The 18,185-nt window shown below is 62.7% G+C and carries 15 protein-coding genes and 1 pseudogene; 10 read left to right on the forward strand and 6 right to left on the reverse strand.

Features of this window, described 5'->3' with window-relative positions; all coding sequences use genetic code 11:
• Positions 1–257: 257 nt before the first annotated feature.
• The 5 genes and pseudogenes from FGL65_RS08395 to FGL65_RS08415 form a co-directional block, all read right to left on the reverse strand.
• Positions 258–995: a 4Fe-4S dicluster domain-containing protein gene (locus FGL65_RS08395; RefSeq protein WP_147820772.1), complete on the reverse strand. Its 738-nt coding sequence runs from the start codon at positions 993–995 to the stop codon at positions 258–260.
• 48 nt (positions 996–1,043) lie between these two features.
• Positions 1,044–4,084, reverse strand: a pseudogene (fdnG, locus tag FGL65_RS08400) (formate dehydrogenase-N subunit alpha).
• Positions 4,085–4,218: 134 nt separating this feature from the next.
• Positions 4,219–4,593: a winged helix-turn-helix domain-containing protein gene (locus FGL65_RS08405; protein WP_250645606.1), complete on the reverse strand. Its 375-nt coding sequence runs from the start codon at positions 4,591–4,593 to the stop codon at positions 4,219–4,221.
• A 4-nt stretch (positions 4,594–4,597) separates the two neighbouring features.
• On the reverse strand, positions 4,598–6,259 hold the full coding sequence (locus FGL65_RS08410; RefSeq protein ID WP_147820773.1) for an FmdE family protein: 1,662 nt from the start codon (positions 6,257–6,259) through the stop codon (positions 4,598–4,600).
• 118 nt (positions 6,260–6,377) lie between these two features.
• A complete protein-coding gene (locus tag FGL65_RS08415; protein WP_147820774.1) occupies positions 6,378–7,271 on the reverse strand; it encodes a transposase in 894 nt (297 codons plus the stop codon).
• 232 nt (positions 7,272–7,503) lie between these two features.
• Between FGL65_RS08415 and ybaK the strand changes: the two genes are divergently transcribed.
• The 6 genes from ybaK to panF all read left to right on the forward strand — a co-directional run bounded on the left by ybaK (position 7,504) and on the right by panF (position 11,553).
• Entirely contained in the window at positions 7,504–7,971 is a 468-nt protein-coding gene (ybaK, locus tag FGL65_RS08420; RefSeq protein WP_147820775.1) for a Cys-tRNA(Pro) deacylase, read from the forward strand.
• A gap of 120 nt (positions 7,972–8,091) precedes the next feature.
• A complete protein-coding gene (locus FGL65_RS08425) occupies positions 8,092–8,757 on the forward strand; it encodes a hypothetical protein (RefSeq protein WP_147820776.1) in 666 nt (221 codons plus the stop codon).
• Between the two features lie 174 nt (positions 8,758–8,931).
• On the forward strand, positions 8,932–9,234 hold the full coding sequence (locus tag FGL65_RS08430; RefSeq protein WP_147820777.1) for a TIGR03905 family TSCPD domain-containing protein: 303 nt from the start codon (positions 8,932–8,934) through the stop codon (positions 9,232–9,234).
• A gap of 164 nt (positions 9,235–9,398) precedes the next feature.
• Complete coding sequence (locus FGL65_RS08435; RefSeq protein WP_147820778.1) at positions 9,399–9,707, forward strand: hypothetical protein; 309 nt, start codon at positions 9,399–9,401, stop codon at positions 9,705–9,707.
• 80 nt (positions 9,708–9,787) lie between these two features.
• Positions 9,788–10,087 carry a YhdT family protein gene (locus tag FGL65_RS08440; protein ID WP_147820779.1) on the forward strand — a complete coding sequence of 100 codons (300 nt, stop codon included), beginning with the start codon at positions 9,788–9,790 and terminating at the stop codon, positions 10,085–10,087.
• Positions 10,084–11,553, forward strand: a complete 1,470-nt coding sequence (panF, locus tag FGL65_RS08445) for a sodium/pantothenate symporter (RefSeq protein WP_147820780.1) — start codon at positions 10,084–10,086, stop codon at positions 11,551–11,553. Before FGL65_RS08440 ends, panF begins: the two co-directional genes overlap by 4 nt.
• A gap of 6 nt (positions 11,554–11,559) precedes the next feature.
• Here the strand turns inward: panF and FGL65_RS08450 are convergent, their stop codons facing one another.
• Positions 11,560–12,225 carry a Crp/Fnr family transcriptional regulator gene (locus FGL65_RS08450; RefSeq protein ID WP_147820781.1) on the reverse strand — a complete coding sequence of 222 codons (666 nt, stop codon included), beginning with the start codon at positions 12,223–12,225 and terminating at the stop codon, positions 11,560–11,562.
• A 107-nt stretch (positions 12,226–12,332) separates the two neighbouring features.
• On the opposite strand from FGL65_RS08450, the gene FGL65_RS08455 reads away from it, so the two are divergent.
• The 4 genes from FGL65_RS08455 to FGL65_RS08470 all read left to right on the forward strand — a co-directional run bounded on the left by FGL65_RS08455 (position 12,333) and on the right by FGL65_RS08470 (position 18,056).
• Positions 12,333–12,911, forward strand: coding sequence for an HD domain-containing protein (locus FGL65_RS08455; protein ID WP_147820782.1), 579 nt, complete (start codon positions 12,333–12,335; stop codon positions 12,909–12,911).
• A 266-nt stretch (positions 12,912–13,177) separates the two neighbouring features.
• Positions 13,178–13,861 (forward strand): TetR/AcrR family transcriptional regulator, encoded by a 684-nt coding sequence (locus tag FGL65_RS08460; RefSeq protein ID WP_147820783.1) that lies wholly within the window; start codon positions 13,178–13,180, stop codon positions 13,859–13,861.
• Positions 13,861–14,952 (forward strand): efflux RND transporter periplasmic adaptor subunit, encoded by a 1,092-nt coding sequence (locus FGL65_RS08465; RefSeq protein WP_147820784.1) that lies wholly within the window; start codon positions 13,861–13,863, stop codon positions 14,950–14,952. The genes FGL65_RS08460 and FGL65_RS08465 overlap by 1 nt, the downstream gene beginning before the upstream one ends.
• A gap of 2 nt (positions 14,953–14,954) precedes the next feature.
• Complete coding sequence (locus tag FGL65_RS08470; RefSeq protein ID WP_147820785.1) at positions 14,955–18,056, forward strand: efflux RND transporter permease subunit; 3,102 nt, start codon at positions 14,955–14,957, stop codon at positions 18,054–18,056.
• Positions 18,057–18,185 lie beyond the last annotated feature (129 nt).

Consider the following 18,185-nt stretch of genomic DNA (forward strand, 5'->3'; position numbering starts at 1 on the left):
TTAACATATTGGAAGTGTGGCGGAAGCTTTCCCTGATCGGGCGGGCCGGGGAATGGCCCAATATGCCGCAACCATTATCGAATCGGCGGACCTGTCCCCCCAATGCGGGCATGGCGCGGCGGGCGGTTTTCGGGACGCCCGTGCGATGTTGGGGGCGGTCGGCCATGGGTTCTCCTGTCCGGTTTCGCGGGGGTGGGCCGCCCGCCCCGTGCGGACGGCCCTGATTCCCCGTTGATGTGACTTGCACTCGTTTCGGTTTATGCGTTTTCGGTCATCTTGGTGACGGGCCCGGCCAGCCTGGCAAGGAATTGCTTGCGGTCCATGCCCGCGGGGGCCTCGGCCACGGCGAATCCGTGATAGTTCTCGGGCTTGTCCGTAAGCAGGTAGATGACGTTGACGTCCTCGGGGTCGGCCAGCATGGCCTCGGGGAACCGTTCCCTGACTGCGGCGAGGCGCTTTTCGGCCAGCTTGAGCATGTCCTCGCGCTCGCCGAAGTTCATGGTGCCCGTGGGACAGGCCTTGACGCAGGAGGGGAGCAGACCCTTGTGGACGCGGTCGTTGCACATGGTGCATTTGGCCATGAGCCCGGTTTCCTCGTTGCGGCGCGGGATGTTGTAGGGGCAGGCCTCGCGGATTTCCTCGAACTGCTCCGCGCTGAAGGCCGTGGTCCCGTCCGTGAACAGGATGGCGCCGGTCTTCTCGTCCTGGAGGATGGCTCCCTCGTGATAGAGGTCGCCGGTTTCCTTGCAGGGCGCGATCTCGCAGTGGCGGCACTGGTCCGGGAAGAAATTCCAGCGGATCTCGCCGTCCTCCAGGTGTTCGCTGAAGCGCACCAGCTTGTAGTTGTTGGGGTTCAGGTCCTGTGGGTTCTGGTGGCTGCCCCAGCCGAACTGGGTGGTCTTGTTGGCGGGCAGTTCGTGCCATTCCTTGCAGGCGATCTGGCAGCCGCGGCAGGCGGTGCAGCGGGACGTGTCTATCAGAAACGATTTGGGCATGTCGTTCTCCTTGGATCCGGGCGGGGCACGCCCCGCCCGGTTTGCCGTTTAGGTTGCGAGCTCGGTGAGCTTTTCGGCCTTGCGGATGTTCACGCAGCATGCCTTGAATTCCGGAATTGTGGTGTTGGGGTCGCCCACGAACGGCGTGAGCCGGTTGGTGGAGTCCCCGGTTCCGGGAGTCGTCCAGCCGAAGCAGAACGGCATGCCGATTTCGTGGATGATCCGGCCGTGAACCTTGAGGGGCCGCATGCGGATGGTGACCATGGCGATGGCCTCCACCTTGCCGCGAATGCTCTCGACGATCACGCCTTCACCGTTTTGGATGCCCTTTTCCCTGGCCAGTTCCGGGCTCATCTCCACATAGAGCTGGGGCTCGGCTTCCAGCAGGTTGGGCACGTTGCGGGTTTCCCCGCCGCCGCACCAGTGCTCGGTCACGCTGTAGGTGGTCAGCACGATGGGGTATCTCGGGTCCGCGGGCTCGGCCAGCAGGTCCATGTCGCTGTCCACGAACTTGTAGACCGGGCTGTTGAGCTGCTTGGAGAACATGTTGGTCTTCACCGGGGTTTCCACCGGTTCGTAGTGTTCGGAGAACGGGCCGTCCTGCCTGCCCGGGCCGAACAGCTGGCCCAGGCCGTGCTTGTGCATGATGAAGGGGAGCCTGCCCTGGCCCGTGGCCATGGGCGGCCAGCCGCCGTCGGGCACGTCGCCGACCCACTTGCCGTCCTTCCACTCGATGACCGCCTTGGCCTTGTTGTAGGGGACGCCCTTGGGGTCCACCGAGGCGCGGTTGTAGAGGATGCGGCGGTTTACGGGCCAGCACCATGCCCAGTTGGGATACAGGCCGATGCGCTCCTGCATGGGCGTCTGCGTGGTGCTGCGGCGCTTGGCCTTGTTGCCTTCCTCCTCGGTGTAGCTGCCCGCGTAGAGCCAGTTCAGGCTCGAGGTGGAGCCGTCGTCGGCCAGGGCCGCGAACGAAGGCACCTGCTGGCCCTTTCCGTACTTCTTGCCCTTGTACTCGGCATCCCGGGTGAAGCGTCCGTTGATGCGCTGGCAGAGATCCTCGGGGTCGTACTTGTCTGGCCAGTCGAGCTTGAGCAGGGCCTCGGGCAGGGTGCCGCCTTCCTTGCGGTAGAGCTCGCGCACCCGGTTCATGAAGCCCACGAACATGTCGCCGAAGGGCTTGGCCTCGAAGGCGGGCCTGACGGTCTGGTAGTGCCAGAGCAGCCAGCGGCCCGAGTTGGTCACCGAGCCGTCCTTTTCCAGCCTGTGGGCCGAGGGCAGCAGGAAGACCTCGGTCTTGATCTTCTTGGGATCAGCGCCGGGGCGGTGCCAGTTGTCCGTGGTCTCGGAATGGTGCAGCTCCGAGGTCACCAGCCAGTCCAGGTTGTCCAGCGCCTTCCGTATCTTGTTGGTGTTGGGCACGCTGTTCATGGGGTTCAGGCCGATGATGATGCCGCCCCTGATCTTGTTTCGGTACATGCGGTCGAAAAGGAACATGTAGGAATAGTCCTCGCCCTTTTCGATCTTGGGCAGCAGCTCGTAGCAGAAGCCGTTTTCCCTGGTGGCGTTCTCGCCGTACCAGGCCTTGAGCAGGCTGGCGAAGTACTTGGGCTTGTGCTGCCACCAGTTGGCCGACTGCGGGTCGTTGCTGACCGGGGTGTTGGCCTTGTTGTACTGGTCGAAGGTCTGCCACTCGTTGTGGGGCATGGCCATGTAGCCCGGGATGATGTGGTAGAGCAGGGTGTGGTCCGTGGAGCCCTGGACGTTGGGTTCGCCGCGCAGGGCGTTGATGCCGCCGCCCGCGATGCCTATGTTGCCGAGAAGCAGCTGCAGGATGCCGGCGGAGCGGATGTTCTGCACGCCCACGGTGTGCTGGGTCCAGCCCAGGGCGTACATGATGGTGCCCGCCTTGTCCGGCCTGCCCGTGGCCGCGAAGGCCTTGTACACGCGCAGCAGGTTTTCGGCGGAAACGCCCGTGGTCGTGGAGACCTTGTCCAGGGTGTAGCGGGAATAATGCTTTTTGAGCAGCTGAAACACGCAGCGGGGATGCCTGAGGGACTTGTCCCGCTTGGGCACGCCCTTGGAATCCAGTTCCAGGTTCCACTTGCTCTTGTCGTACTTTCTCGTCTTGGGGTCGTAGCCCGTGAACAGGCCGTCCTTGAACCCGAAGTCCTTGCCCACGATGAGCGAGGCGTTGGTGTAGTCCACCACATAGTCCTTGAAGTACTTGTTCTCGTCCAGGATGTACTTGATCATGCCGCCCAGGAAGGCGATGTCCGTGCCGGACCGCAGGGGGACATGGAAGTCGGACCTGGACGACGTGCGCGAGAACTTGGGATCCACGTGCATGACCGTGGCCCCCTGTCCTTGGCTTCAAGCACCCACTTGAAGGAGATGGGGTGGTGTTCGGCAGCATTGCTGCCCATGATGAGGATGGAGTCGGCATTCTTGATGTCGATCCAGTGGTTGGTCATTGCGCCGCGTCCGAACGACTCTCCCAGAGCCGCAACTGTGGCGCTGTGTCAGATACGGGCCTGGTGGTCCATGTGGACGACGCCCAGGCTTCTCATGGCTTGGTGCGCGAGCGCGCATTCCTCGTTGCCCGCGTGGGAGGTGCCCAGCAGGAACATGGATTCGAGGCGGTTGACCGTGTCTCCCCTTTCGTTCTTGAGGATCAGGTCCTTGTCGCGGGTGTCCTTGATGCGCCGCGCAATGCGGTCCAGCATCCAGTCCCAGCTCTTCTCTTCCCACTTGTCGCTGTAGGGCGCGCGGTAGAGCGGCTTCTGCAGCCGGTGGTGGCTGGTGGTCATGGTCAGCATGGCCGCGCCCTTGGCGCACAGGGAACCCTGGTTGATGGGATAGTCCGGGTCGCCCTCGGTGCTCACCAGCTTGCCGTCCTTGACGCTGGCGATGATGTGGCAGCTCACCGAGCAGAACGGACAGACCGTGATCACTTCCTTGGCGCCGTCGATCTTCAGGCCCTTGGCATAGGCCTTGACCGGCGTGAGATTCACGCCGAGCTGGGCCAGGGAGAGACACGCGGCCGACGAGCCTGCAAGCTTGAGAAAGCTTCGGCGGTCACATTTCATGGATGGCCTCCTTGTTTGCGCAGGGCCTTGAAGCCGCTGCGGGATACAGAACCTGGTATTAGCCGATAGAGGCTTTAGCTTAACTTTTAAATCAATTATTTCAATATGTTAATTTTAACATATAAGAACTTTCGCTAAAACTTTTCCGGCTGGAACGGGAGACGGTCCTTGCCCGAGCGCAGGGCGTATTCCTCAACGTCCCGGAACCACTCGTCGAACTGCCGCGCCAGGTCCTGGCCGAAGTCCGTGAGCGTGCAGCCCGAGCGGCGGGAGGCGCCCCTGTTGATGAGCGGTCTGCCCAGGACCTCCTCGGTCTTCTTGAGCTTGCCCCAGGCGCCCCGGTAGGACATGCCCAGCTTTTCGGCGGCGGCCTTGATGGAGCCGCACAGCTCCACCTGGCGCAGGAGCATGAGCCTGCCCATGCCGAAGAGTACGCCCTCGTCGGTTTCAAACCAGAGATGCAGCCGCATGGTGGGGCCGATCATGTCGTTTCTTGCGATTTCGGACATGGCGTTACCTCCCGAAGGGACATTTGGGGTAGGTGCACACGGAACATTCCATGCACATGCCGCCGTTGCCCAGCTTGGCCAGATCCGCCCGGGTGACGGGCAGGTCGGCCAGCAGGCGCGGCAGCAGGATGTCGAGACTGGTGGTCTTGTGGAACAGGGCGCAGGCCGGGACGCCAAGCACGCGGGCATGGCCAAGCCTGGCAATCAGGGTCATGGCCCCGGGCAGCACGGGCATGCCGTGGAGCATGTCGGTGACGCCCGCCTTTTCCAGGCCGGCGCGGGTCACGTCTCCCGGGTCCACGGAAAGGCCCGCCGTGGTGATGATCAGGTCGCAGCCCGCGTCCATGAGCCTGGCGGCGGCTTCGGCTATCCTGTCGGCGTTGTCCGGGGCGATAATGGTTTCGCCCACGGTACAGTCGTACTGGCGGGCCTTGGATTCGATGACTGCCGCGAACTTGTCCTCGATGAGCCCCTTGAAGACCTCGTCCCCGGTGATGAGCAGGCCCACGTTGGCCTTGCGCAGGGCGCGCACCTCGAAGGCCGGGTTGCCCTCCAGCAGGGACATGGCCCGGTTGAAGACGTTCTGGTCCAGGAACAGGGGAATGGCCCGGGTGGCGGCCACCCGCCTTCCCTCGCGAACCACGCTGTGGTTGCGGCGGCCCGCGGCCATGATCAGGGGCAGGGAATTGAATCCCTCGAGCACGGGCTCGCGGATCACCAGCAGGCCGTCCCGTTCGGCCACAAGGTTGACCCGGCCTTCGCGGGGCGAGCCTCCCGGTTTCACGCCCGGGCCGCACAGGGCCAGGGCAAAGGCCTCGGCCGCGTCGTCCTCGTGGATGAATCCCTCGGGCGCGGGCTGGTCCACGTAGACCTGGAACCGGCCCATCTGCTGCAGGCGACAGACATCGCCGGGCGTGACGATGTGCCCCCTGGTAAATTCAGGTCCCTTGCTCTTGCCGGGTTCGATGCGGGTCATGTCGTGCAGCACGGCCCTGCCCACGATCTCCTCCGCGGAAAGGGACCTGAGCTTGGGCATGGCGGGTGGCGGGGAGTGCGGTTCGCCGGATTTCTCCAGGTACGGGCTGTCCCCCGCGCAGCTGCGGCAGATGGAGCCGAACTTGGCGGGGTAGGCGTCCCCGCAGATGGGACACAGGGTGATCTCGCCCTTGTGGCGCTTGGTGGTGTGGCGCGGCTTGAGCTGCACCTCCTCCACCGTGAGCATCTGCGGACCGAAATCGCGGATCTGGGCCCGGAGCAGCTTGGAGTCCTGCTCCGGCTTGGGCTTGAATTTCATGAGCCAGGTGTAGGCCTCGCCCCATTGCTTCACCTTTTCGGGATCCAGGGAGACGCGCACCCCCTTGCCCGTGAACTTGTCGTAGAGGCTCAGGGCGTAGACGCCGAGGTCCAGCACGCGCATCCAGCCGTTGCCCGTGGTGCAGGGCGTCAGCAGCTGGATGGCGTCGGGCAGGCACCAGGAGGTTTCGCTTATGGCCTCGAACAGGGTTCCCTCGGGAATATGCCGCTTGGCCTCCTCCACCATATAGCCCCCGAGCAGCAGGCCCGGGGCCGGGTAGTTGTGAAACCAGGTGGCCAGCTCCAGGAACTGGTCAAAGGAGAAATTGTCCGCGGTGACTTGGGGGGGCGTGGCTGTTTCCAGGGTGCTCATGGCGGTCCTCGATGCAATAGATGGTTTCCGGTCCATTCTTCCCATAGAAAAGGGACGGGCCCGATTCAATAAAACCGGTTCTGCTTGCAATCAGGCACCAGGACGGCGCCGGGGGCGTTCAGGAAGGACTCGTGACAAAGTCGCAGAGGTGGGCGAGCACCAGGGAGAAGATGTCGGCCTTGCGGTGGTTGAAGCGGAATTCCAATTCCTTGAGATACAGGGGGAAGCGCTGGCAGGAAATGCCCCGGAACCGCTTGAGTTCCTCCAGGGCGTAGGGCCAGAACCGGGAATCGGACGCGTCGATGGCCGCGGGTTGGTCCGAGTCCCGGCGTATGCAGGCGTAGGGAAGGGTCTCGTTGCCGCACAGGAGCAGGGTGTCGTATTCCTTGTAGGGGTCGGAATAGACCAGGTGGCCGGTGCGCACCAGCCGGAGATGGAAATTGAGGTGGAAGTGGAACAGGGTCTCGGCCCGGAAGCTGGGAAGCAGGTCGATGAAGACCCAGTTCCCCTTGTCGATGACGCCGTAGACCGGGATGGTGTCCATGTGCATGGTCGTGGGGCCGCCCGTGAGCCGGGGCCCCTTGAAGTAGGAATCCAGGCGGGTCTGCGGCCCGAGCAGCTGGGCCGAATCCGGCGCATGGGCCAGGATGGCGAAACGGATGGTGGTGAAGGCCTTGAACACCGTGTTGTAGGAAAGATCCAGCTCGGCCACGGCCTGGCAGACGGTTTTCCGGGCCAGGAACAGCCGGACCAGGGCCAGCCACTGGGTGCAGGACACGGCCCCGTTGTCCAGCCAGCGGCCAGCGAACCTGCGGAAGGTATAGCGGCAGGAGGCGCAGCGGAAGCGGTCGCCCTTGAGGTTGTATATCTTCTGGGTGCGGCACCGGGGGCAGACGGCCTCGCCCTCGGGCCAGCAGATGGAGAGCAGGTAGTCGCGGGCAAGGGATTCATTGGACAGGAGAACCTCGAAGGCCTTTCCCGTGTGCAGGGCCTCCCGTTGTCCCTTGTTCATGTGGGTGTGCGCTTCCAAATCAGCCGACCTTGTTCGCTGTTTCGTGATTGTCCGACAGTAGGGCAGAGGCGGCTGTTCGGGAACTGCGACGCACTTGCCCAAGGTTAGGCACCGGCGTTGTGAGGGCCCTCGAACGGTCGCGGCCCTGTTGGTCGCTTTTTCGGGAAAAGGACGGTTGCCGGGCCTGGTCTCTTTGCCTATGGTGCGCGCAGCCAAACGCGAAGGAGCAGCAATGACGCCGGCAATCAACAAGGCCAAGCAGGCACGCATAAAATACACCGTCCATGAATACGACCACGATCCGTCTGCGGAATCCTATGGAGAAGAGGCGGCGGAGAAGCTCGGGGTCGCCCCGGAGCGGGTGTTCAAGACCCTGGTGGTCTCCGATGGAGGCAGGGGGCTGTTCGTCGCCGTGGTGCCGGTGCTGCGCCGCCTGGACCTGAAGCTGCTGGCCAAGGCCGTGGGCGTGAAGAAGATGGTCATGGCCGAGGTGAAGCTGGTGGAGCGCACCACGGGGTACGTGGTGGGCGGTGTCAGCCCGCTGGGCCAGAAAAAGCAGCTGCCCACGGTCGTCGACGCCTCGGCCGAGGAACACGAAACCATTTTTGTCAGCGCCGGACGCCGGGGGCTGGACATCGAACTTTCGCCGCAGGACCTGGCTTTGCTCACGCGGGGCGGGTTTGCCGACATCGCCAGGTAGCAATGACCTCGATACAGGGTTTCCTATTTATATCGACTCTTGGTATAAAGATGTCGATTCCTCTGCCGATAAGAAGAACGATGCGAGTACTGTCGCAGTATTTTGTCCTTCGGGGTCGGCATGAAAATAGACAATGAATCCGGTTTCAAGCTCAATACCTTCTTTCTGAGGAACCAGCTCGAGCAACAGCCCGAGACCGACGAGTCCACGGAGGTTTCCCTGGACGTTTCGCAACTGGTTGCCCGGGCCGAGCTGCCCGAGTCTTCCTCCAGCAGCATGCTGGCAAACAATTTCGTGCATCAGGGCCGCGAGCGGTCCCGGTATGTCCAGGGACTGCTGGACGGCTTTCAGGTGGAGAACGAGTTCCGGAACAAGATGAGCGGGATCATCGAAGGGTACAGTTCCCTGGCGGGCGGTGCCGGAAGTTACGCCGAGGCGAATTTGATTGGCCAGAAGGCGGCTGAGGCCGCCAAGGACGCCGTGGAAGAAGAGGTTGTGGAGGAGGAAACCGAGCGCCTGGAAGAGGAACGCGAGGAATTCGAAGAGGAGATCCAGGAAAAGATCGAGGAAAAGGCCGAAGACAGCGAGACCGTGGACCTGGAGGCGGGCGCCGAGGGAATGATCGAGGATGTCGAGAAAAAGGCCGAGGAGGCGGTTGCGCCGGAAGAAGAAATTGTCGAGCAGGCCGCTGCGGACGCTTCTTCGCAAGATGTTGCCGACGCCTCAGCCACGGAGGAAGGAGGCCTGGAAACGGCTTCGGCCAAGGGCGTTGATATCGTCGTCTGAGCGCCTTTCTTTTTTCATGCGGATAGTTACAAGCCCGGCCGGTTGGTCGGGCTTTTTCATTGTCCGCCTGTCGCCTTGACATGCCGGGCATTGTGCCTATTGTATCCCCCCGTTGGAAAGACCGTTCGCGATGACCCGTCGCAGATGCAAACATTACATTCAAGGATGTGCCCCATGGATTTGAATGAACTTTTGGAACCGCTTGCGCGGATAGCCCGCCCGAAAACCGATGACGAAGTGTACGTGCCCAAGGGCGTGTGCTCCAAGCTTATTCGGTTCAGGGTGGAGGAAGGCCGGCTGCACGACGTGGAATTCACGGGCGGCTGTCACGGCAACCTCCAGGGCATCGGCAAACTGGTGGAGGGCATGTCCCTGGCCGAGGTGGCGCAAAAGCTGGGCGGCATCGCCTGCGGCAAGCGGAGCTCCTCCTGCCCTGACCAGCTGGTCCAGGCCATCACCCCGTATCTCGAGGACTGATCCGGCCCGTTCGCCGAAAATCCGCTGAGGATATGCAGAGGGTTCCGGGATATCCCGGAGCCCTTTTTCATGGCCGCTTTCCGGGTGTGGAATCCAGGGGCATTGACGGGGCGGCCCTTGGGGTTTATTGGTGCTGCGCACGTAACTTCCGCCATGGAGCAAGAATGGACCTTCAGACAATAGCCAGGCTCAGAAAATATTTCACCATCAAGAAAAGCACCCCGGGCCGCCTCAAGATCAAATTCGACAGGGCCGTCATCGCGGACCCCGAGGCTGCCAAGCTGGCCAACCGGCCCCCGCAGATGCCCAAGGCCTTCAAGGGCACGGACCTGAACATCTTCACCGCCACCCTGACCATAGACTACGACGAGGAACAGCTGACGCCCTCCCTGCTGGAGGAGCTTATCACCGCCGAGAGCGACGAGCGCGCCCTGGAAGTGGTGCAAGAGCTGCATTCCGAACTGTATCATTGACTGTCAGCGCATAGTTTCGCGTCCGAATCCAAAGCCCGCCCTCCGGACCGGGCTTTCTTCATCTCAATGGGGAAGAGAACATGAACAAGAAGCCGCAAGACCGCCGTTTCCGGCAGGCCGACAGGGAGGCCCTGCTGGCCCTGGGGGCCTACGCCCTTTATTTTGTCTGGTGGTATGTCTTTGCCTATGGTCTGGGCGAGGGCGATCCCGAACAATACACCTATGTATGGGGCCTGCCCGCCTGGTTCTTCTACAGCTGCATCGTGGGCTATCCGCTCATCACCGTGCTGCTCTGGGCCGTGGTGCGCCTGTTTTTCCGGGAAATGCCCCTGGACGCGGAAGACCCGGACCGTGACCGCACGGAAGGGGAGGAACGATGAGCGATACCATGCTGACGATTATCCCCGTCATCGCCTACTTGGCGCTTTCCATCGGGGTGGCGCTGTGGGCGCGGCGCAGGTCGGCCTCCAGCGAAACCTCGGCGGGCTTTCTGGAAGACTATTTCATCGGCGGCCGGTCCATGGGCGGCTTTGTACTGGCCATGACCATCATCGCCAGCTACACCAGCGCCAGCAGTTTCGTGGGCGGGCCGGGCGTGGCCTACAGGCTGGGCCTGAGCTGGGTGCTCCTGGCCATGATCCAGGTGCCCACCACCTTCCTGACCCTGGGCGTGCTGGGCAAGCGTTTCGCCATCATGGCCCGCAAGACCAACTCCGTGACCATCACGGACTTCCTGCGCGCCCGGTACAAGAGCGACGCGGTGGTCATCCTCTGTTCCGTGGCCCTGCTGGTCTTTTTCATGGCCGCCATGCTGGCCCAGTTCATCGGCGGCGCGCGGCTGTTCCAGGCCGTCACCGGCTATCCCTACATGGTCGGCCTGGTGCTTTTCGGCATCAGCGTGGTGCTCTACACCGCCGTGGGCGGGTTCCGGGCCGTGGTTCTCACCGACGCCATCCAGGGCATCGTCATGGTGGTGGCCGTGGTGGTCGTGCTTCTTGCGGTCATCAAGGCGGGCGGCGGCATGGAGCAGTGCATCCGTACCCTCAAGGACATCGACCCCGGGCTGATCACGCCCTCGGGCCCCAAGAACGCCGTGCCCAAACCGTTCATTCTCTCCTTCTGGGTGCTGGTGGGGCTCGGTATCCTGGGCCTGCCCCAGACCACCCAGCGCTGCATGGGCTACCGCGATTCCCGCGCCATGCACGACGCCATGATCATCGGCACCCTGCTCATCGGCTTCATGATTCTTTGCGCCCATCTGGCGGGCACCCTGGGGCGCGCGGTGTTCCCGGAACTGCCGGCGGGCGACCTGGCCATGCCCACCCTCATCGTGGAACTGCTGTCGCCGTTCTGGGCCGGGGTGTTCATCGCCGGGCCCCTGGCGGCCATCATGTCCACGGTGGACTCCATGCTTCTGCTGGCATCGGCGGCCATCATCAAGGATCTGTACATCCACTACCGGCTGGGCGGGGACGCCTCGCGCATGCCCGTTGTCGGCCTGCGCAGGATGAGCCTCGTGACCACGGCGGTCATCGGCCTGCTGGTTTTCCTGGCGGCCACCGAGCCGCCGGATCTGCTGGTCTGGATCAACCTGTTCGCCTTTGGCGGGCTCGAGGCCGTGTTCCTGTGGCCCATCATCCTGGGGCTGTACTGGGAGCGGGCCAATGCCGCGGGCGCAGTTGCCTCCATCGTCACGGGCGTGGCCGTGTTCGTGCTGGTGACCATCCACAAGCCGGCCATGGGCGGGGTGCACGCCATCGTGCCCACCACGCTGGCGGCTCTGCTGGCCTTTGCTGCCGGGTCCATGATGGGACGTTTCGGGCGGAAATCCGGATTGCCTGAATAGGCTTTTTCACGCCTGGTCGCGGGCCTGCATGGCCCGCTCCAGTTCCTCCATGGATGCGATCTCGATCTCCCTGGAGGGCTTGAGCACGCCCTTGTGCTGCAGGTCCTTGAGGATCCTGTTGATGCTTCGCGTGTGGGTGCCCAGGTAATTTGCCAGCTCCTCCTTGCCCACGGCAAGCCTGGGGCCGCCGTTTTCCTCCGCCAGGATGGAAAGCAGCCGCAGCACCGAATACTCCAGCGGGTAGGTGAGGTGGATGGCGGAGCGCTTGGTGGCCTCCTGCAGGCGGTGGCTGAGCACCTGGTTGACCAGCAGGGAAAAGCCGTGGTCCCTTTCGAGCCATTGCCCGTATGCCGCGCGGGGAATGACCGCCACCCGGCTGGCCTTCACCGCCGTGGCCGAGCAGGTGTACCGCTCGCCTGTGAGCGCCTCCACCTCGCCGATGATTTCCCCCGGCCCCTCCACAGCCACCAGATATTCGCTGCCCTTGGGCGTCCCATGGTGGATCTTGATCCTGCCGTCCAGAATGAGAAACACGTCCTGGGGCGATTCGCCCTGGCGAATGAGCGTTTCGCCGGGTTTCATGTCCTTTTCCATGCAGTCGCCCGGGGCCTTGCGCATGCGCCGGTATGCCGCGAGGAGGTTCTGGGCCAGTTCCGTTGGGATCGATTTCATGATTTATCTCGGGACAATTGTCCTGTCTGGGTATTTTGTTTCCGGGTAATCCTGTGCGGGAAAGAACCTAACGGATTTTTGCAAAATCGTGAACACAGGAGAGGACCATGAATACCGCGGGAAACACCATTTTCAGCATACTCGATTTTTTGCGCAGGGCAGAGGGCCTCAAGAGCACCCTGCGCTCGTCCTGGACGCGTTCCGGCAGGCAGGAGAGCACGGCCGAGCACAGCTGGCGGCTCAGCCTGTTCGCCCTGCTCGTCAGCCAGCACTATCCGGAGCTGGACGCCCTGCGGCTGCTGCAGCTCTGTATTGTGCACGACCTGGGCGAGACCATCAACGGCGACATTCCTGCCCCGGAGCAGGACGGCTCCAAGGCCGTTCAGGAGCGTGAGGACATGCGCGACCTGCTGCGGCCGCTTCCCCGGGACATGCAAGGGGAGTTCATGGCGCTCTGGGAGGAATACGAACGGGCCGAGACGCCGGAAGCGCGGGTGGTCAAGGCCCTGGACAAGCTGGAGACGCTCCTGCAGCAGACGCAGGGTATCAATCCATCGGGCTTCGACTATGCCTTCAACCTCGGCTACGGCGTGAAGTACACGGGCATCGACGGCATCATCCGCGACCTGCGCGCGGCCATCGACGAGGAGACCGCGTGCTGCCTGCACGCCCGGCAAAAGGGATGAGAGAGGGACCGTGTAATGGCTTTGCATCTGTCCTTGTTGATTCGGCCCGGTTTTCCGGGCCTTTTTTGTTAATAATTGTTAACGAAATTTTCATTCAGGGCAGCAATTTTTCTTTGTATCTATCCAATAACATTCGGTTATTGCTCAAGTTGCGAACTGTAAAAAGAACTTATACAAACGTTTGACATAGGCGGTGAATGTTCCTATCTGTGTTTCCCTGAAATCAAGAATCGAGTCATCCCCCCGGCGGGGAGAGCAGGTGAAACATGGAAAAACAGGAAAAGAAGTTGAGCAGGAAGGCCCAGGGCGAGGAAACCCGGGCCGTTCTGATCGATACCGGGGCGCGGCTGTTCGCGCTCAACGGGTTCAACGGGGTGAGCATGCGCACCCTGGCGGCCGAGGCCGGGGTCAACCTGGCCACCGTGGGCTATCATTTCGGCGGCAAGGCCGGGCTCTACGAGGCCATCCTCCAGAATCTCATCGACATTCGGTACCAGATATTTCCTTCTGCCGAGGAAGTGCAGGAGCGCATGGACGAGGCGGGCGAGGATGACAAGGCCCTGGCCGGAATCGCGGAGTGGTACGTTTCCAGCCTGGTTCGGGGGATTTTCGGCAATGCCCAGCACGCCTGGCCCGCATTCATCATTTCCCGTGAACTGGCCCAGCCTTCCGAATTGTTTCCCAAACTGGAAAGGGAATTCTTCAATCCCTCCTTCCAGTCCCTCTACACCTTTGTCGGCAACGTGCTGCCCGAAGGCACCGACCACGAGGAACTGACCATCTGTGCCCACTGTATTATCGGCATGATCATCAAGTTCCTGGAAGCATTCAACATCATTACCAACCGGCTTGGTTGGGAAAGCTACGAGGGCCGGGGCACGGATAAGCTGGCGGCGGTCCTGAGCAAACGAATCAAGGGCTTTCTCGGCCTTCCCATGGAGAGTGAATAATGAAACGTCTCATCTTTGTCCTTTCTTGTGTCGTCCTGCTTTTCGCGCAGGGCTGCGGCGGTGAACCCGAACAGGTCCAGGCTCCGATCCGTCCCGTGAAGATCGTGGTGGTGGACGAGCGCGGCGCCGGAATGCAGTGGACCTTTGCGGGCACCGCCGAGGACGCCCTGGAAACCGACCTCTCCTTCCGCGTGGGTGGCAAGATCATCGAATTCCCCGGCGACCAGATCGGCCGCAAGTTCGCCAAGGACGAGGTCATCGCCCGGCTGGACCCGGCGGACTATGAACTGGAGTTGCGCGAGGCCAAGGCCAACATGGAGCAGATCCGGGCCAATTACGTGCGCGCCAAGGCCGACTTTGAGCGCAATGCCGAACTCTACGAGCGCAAGGTCATTTCCAAGAGCGAAATGGACCAGGCCGATGCGGACTTCAAGTCCTACGAGGCCCAGCTCAACGCCTCGGCCAAAAAGCTGGACATCGCGCGCAAGCAGCTTTCCTACACCACCCTGAACGCCCCGTTCGACGGCTGGATCGGCAAGGTGCACACCAAGGTGCACCAGAACGTGGCCTCGGGTCAGGCCGTGGCCTCCCTCAACGCGGGCCGCCAGATGAAGATGTACATCACCGTTCCCGACGTGCTCATCTCCCAGGTGAGCGAAGGCGACGCCGTGGAGGTGCGCTTCGACGCCCTGCCCGGCATGGCCATGGCCGGAAAGGTCATGGAGATCAGCCCCGAGTCCAGCGCCGGTTCCGGGTATCCCGTGAAGGTCTACCTGGACAACGCCGACAAGCTGGTGCGCAGCGGCATGTCCGGCCAGGTCTGCTTCATGGGCCGTTCCGAACGCAAGAGCAGCTATTTCCTGCCCCCGGTGGCCGTGGTGGGCGAGTCCACGGGCACCCGTTCCGTCTGGGTGGTGGACCGCAAGACCTCCACGGTGCAGCGCAAGGATGTTTCCGTGGGGCGGCTCACCGAGGGCGGCCTTGAGATTCTCAACGGCGTCAAGGCGGGCGACATGGTCGTGATCCGCGGCGTGCACCGGCTCAAGGACGGCCTCAAGGTCCGCTTCAACAGCAACGGGACGGAGGGCTAGCCGTGAATCTCGCCAGATGGTGCATCGAGAACAACCGCACCTCCATCGCCCTGTTCCTGATCATCGCCCTGGGCGGGGTGATGACCTTCATCAACATTCCCAAGGACGAGGACCCGGACTTCACCATCCGTGCGGCCCTGGTCATGACCCAGTTCCCGGGCGCTTCGCCCCAGCGCGTGGAGGAACTGGTCACGGACAAGCTCGAGGAAAAGATCCGCGAACTGAGCGACCTCAAGTCGGTCGAGTCCCAATCCATGGCCGGCCTGTCCATCATCAAGGTGGAGTTCCTGGACAAGCTCAAGAACATGGAGCCCGTGTGGCAGAAGCTGCGCAACAAGGTGGACGACGCCGCGCCGGACCTGCCTGCCGAGGCCCGTACCCCCGTGGTCAACGACGAGTTCGGCGACGTGTTCGGCATCCTTGTCACCCTGACCGGTGACGGGTTCTCCTACCGTGAGCTCAAGGACGCGGCCGACGACCTGCGCGACCAGATCCTCAAGCTGGACGGCGTGGGCAAGGTGGAACGCTGGGGCGTGCAGGACGAGCGCATTTTCGTGGATTTCTCCAACTCGCGCATGGCCGCCGCGGGCATCAGCCCCTTTGCCCTGGCCCAGATCATCGACCACCAGAACACCATCCAGCCCAGCGGTTCCACCCAGGTGGGCCCCGAGCGCATCGTCATCGAGCCCACGGGCGAATTCGAGGGCGAGCAGGACATTTATTCCCTGGCCATCCGGCCCACCGGCGAAAAGAGCTCCGTGCGTCTGGCGGACGTGACCGCCATCACCCGGGGATTTGCCGATCCGCCCTCCACCATGGTCCGGTACAACGGGGATTCCGCCCTGATCCTGGCCGTGTCCATGGCCGGCGGCGGCAACATCTCCGAGCTGGGCAAGCGCGTGACCGAGCGCCTGGATGAGCTGGAACAGAACATGTACCAGGGCTTGGACCTGGGCGTGCTCGTGTTCCAGCCCGACTACGTGGACGCGGCCATCAGCGACTTCATGATCAACCTGCTGGAGTCCTTCGTCTTCGTGGTGGTCATCATCCTGCTGTTCGCGGGCCTGCGCACCGGCCTGGTGGCCGGTTCCCTGGTGCCCATGGCCATGCTGGCCTGCATCGGGCTCATGCCCTATTTCGACGTGGGGCTGCAGCGCATCTCCATTGCCTCGCTCATCATTTCCCTGGGTATCCTGGTGGACAACGGGGTGGTGGTTTCCGAGGCCATCCTCGTGCGCTTGGCCTCGGGCCAGGAACGGCTCAAGGCCGTGACCGGCGCGGTGAGCGAGTTGTGGATGCCGCTGCTGGCCGCCTCCCTGACCACGGTGTTCGCCTTCCTGCCCATTCCCCTGGCCGAAAACGCCACGGGCGAGTTCTGCTTTTCGCTGTTCATCGTGGTCAGCCTGACCCTGCTGTGCTCCTGGGGGCTTTCCATGAGCATGGTGCCCATGATGTGCTACTACGTGCTCAAGCCCAAGCTGCAGGTGCCCACCTACGCGGGCAGGATCTACACCCTGTACCGCCGTTTCCTGCTCTTCTCCCTCAAGCACCGTGCCGTGTTCCTGGCCGGAATCCTGGTGCTCTGCGCCGTTTCCTTCTGGGGCTTCAAGTTCGTGCCCAAGATGTTCTTCCCGCCCAACGAGCGGGCCCAGTTCACCATCGACTTTTGGCAGCCTTACGGAACGGACATCACCGCCACTTCCGAACGCGCCGCCCAGCTGGAGAAATACCTGCTGGCGGATGAAGGCGTGGACAGCGTGGGTGTGTTCATCGGCCATGGCGGGCCGCGCTGGTACCTGCCGCTCAACCTGGAGCAGAAGAACGACAACCTGGCCACCTTCATCGTCAACACCAAGACCGTCGAGGCCGTGGACCAGGTCATTGCGCGCACGCGCCATGAAATGGAAACCCGGTTCCCGGATGCGGACTTCAGCCTCAACAAGCTCATGAACGGCCCGCCCACGGGGGCCAAGCTCCAGATCCGTATCTCCGGTCCGGACATCAAGTCCCTGTACGCCCTGCGCGACAAGGTGGCGGACATTGTGGAGGAACAGCCCGGCATCACCCGAGTCTGGGACGACTGGGGCCAGTGGACCAAGAAGATGCTGGTGGAAGTGGACCAGGACAAGGCGCGCGAGGCCGGGCTCTCCAGCTTCGACGTGGCCGTGAGCCTGCAGACGAGCATGAGCGGCCTCCAGGCCTCGGACTACCGCGAGGGCGATACGGTCATTCCCATTATCCTGCGCAACGACGAACGGTTCCGCGGGCGGCTGGACAAGATCGACAGCCTCAACGTCTATTCCTATGACAGCGGCATCAGCGTGCCTCTGAGCCAGATCGCCTCCTCGCGCATCGACTGGCAGCCCTCGGACATCCGCCGCAGGGACCAGACCAGGACCATGACCGTCAAGGCGGACGTGGCCGACGGCTATTACGCCCTGACCATTCTGGGCAAGGTGCGGCCGCGGATCGACGCGCTCATGAAGAGCAACGACTGGCCCATGGGCTACAACGTGGAATACGGCGGCGAGTTCGAGAAGAGCGTGGAGTCGCAGGAGGCCATCAACGCCAACATGCCGCTGGCCATGGGCCTGCTCGTGCTGGTGCTCATCTTCCAGTTCAACTCCCTGCGCAGGCCGCTCATCATCCTGCTGACCCTGCCGCCCATGATGATCGGCATCACCTGGGGCATGATCGCCACCCAGGCCCCGTTCGGGTTCATGGCCATGCTGGGCATGATCTCGCTGCTGGGCATCATCGTGAACAACGCCATCATGCTCATCGACCGCATCGAGATCCAGCGGGGCAGGGGCATGTCCCTGGCCGACAGCATCGTGCTCTCGGCCATGGAGCGGGCGCGGCCCATCATCATGACCGCCACCACCACCATCATCGGCATGGTGCCGCTCTCCCTGCAGGGCGGGGAAATGTGGCGGCCCATGGCCAACCTGATCATGTCCGGCCTAGCCGTGGCCACGGTGCTGACCCTGGTGCTCTGCCCGGTGCTCTACGCCCTGTTCTTCAAGCAGAAGTTCACGGACTACGAGTGGGACCCCGAGATCGTGAAGCGGGGGAGCGACATCCCGGCCAGCGCCGAGAACTAGCCGCCGCTTAAGCGAGAATAAAAAGGGCCCGGTTTGCGCCGGGCCTTTTCTTTTGTATATTCCCGGCGCGCGGATTCTTGTGCGGCGGGATTGCCGAGGTTGTTATGGACAGTGCGCCGTCATTTGAAT

The sequence above is a fragment of the Salidesulfovibrio onnuriiensis genome (assembly GCF_008001235.1).
Lineage (GTDB): Bacteria > Desulfobacterota > Desulfovibrionia > Desulfovibrionales > Desulfovibrionaceae > Pseudodesulfovibrio > Pseudodesulfovibrio onnuriiensis.

What these genes read in the sequence shown, in the direction of transcription:
- FGL65_RS08425 (WP_147820776.1), top strand. Translation starts at nt 8,092, where the DNA reads ATGAAAATAGACAATGAATCCGGTTTCAAGCTCAATACCTTCTTTCTG.
- panF (WP_147820780.1), top strand. Translation starts at nt 10,084, where the DNA reads ATGAGCGATACCATGCTGACGATTATCCCCGTCATCGCCTACTTGGCG.
- FGL65_RS08465 (WP_147820784.1), top strand. Translation starts at nt 13,861, where the DNA reads ATGAAACGTCTCATCTTTGTCCTTTCTTGTGTCGTCCTGCTTTTCGCG.
- FGL65_RS08435 (WP_147820778.1), top strand. Translation starts at nt 9,399, where the DNA reads ATGGACCTTCAGACAATAGCCAGGCTCAGAAAATATTTCACCATCAAG.
- FGL65_RS08415 (WP_147820774.1), bottom strand. Translation starts at nt 7,271, where the DNA reads ATGAACAAGGGACAACGGGAGGCCCTGCACACGGGAAAGGCCTTCGAG.
- FGL65_RS08430 (WP_147820777.1), top strand. Translation starts at nt 8,932, where the DNA reads ATGGATTTGAATGAACTTTTGGAACCGCTTGCGCGGATAGCCCGCCCG.
- FGL65_RS08450 (WP_147820781.1), bottom strand. Translation starts at nt 12,225, where the DNA reads ATGAAATCGATCCCAACGGAACTGGCCCAGAACCTCCTCGCGGCATAC.
- FGL65_RS08410 (WP_147820773.1), bottom strand. Translation starts at nt 6,259, where the DNA reads ATGAGCACCCTGGAAACAGCCACGCCCCCCCAAGTCACCGCGGACAAT.
- FGL65_RS08460 (WP_147820783.1), top strand. Translation starts at nt 13,178, where the DNA reads ATGGAAAAACAGGAAAAGAAGTTGAGCAGGAAGGCCCAGGGCGAGGAA.
- ybaK (WP_147820775.1), top strand. Translation starts at nt 7,504, where the DNA reads ATGACGCCGGCAATCAACAAGGCCAAGCAGGCACGCATAAAATACACC.
- FGL65_RS08395 (WP_147820772.1), bottom strand. Translation starts at nt 995, where the DNA reads ATGCCCAAATCGTTTCTGATAGACACGTCCCGCTGCACCGCCTGCCGC.
- FGL65_RS08440 (WP_147820779.1), top strand. Translation starts at nt 9,788, where the DNA reads ATGAACAAGAAGCCGCAAGACCGCCGTTTCCGGCAGGCCGACAGGGAG.
- FGL65_RS08405 (WP_250645606.1), bottom strand. Translation starts at nt 4,593, where the DNA reads ATGTCCGAAATCGCAAGAAACGACATGATCGGCCCCACCATGCGGCTG.
- FGL65_RS08455 (WP_147820782.1), top strand. Translation starts at nt 12,333, where the DNA reads ATGAATACCGCGGGAAACACCATTTTCAGCATACTCGATTTTTTGCGC.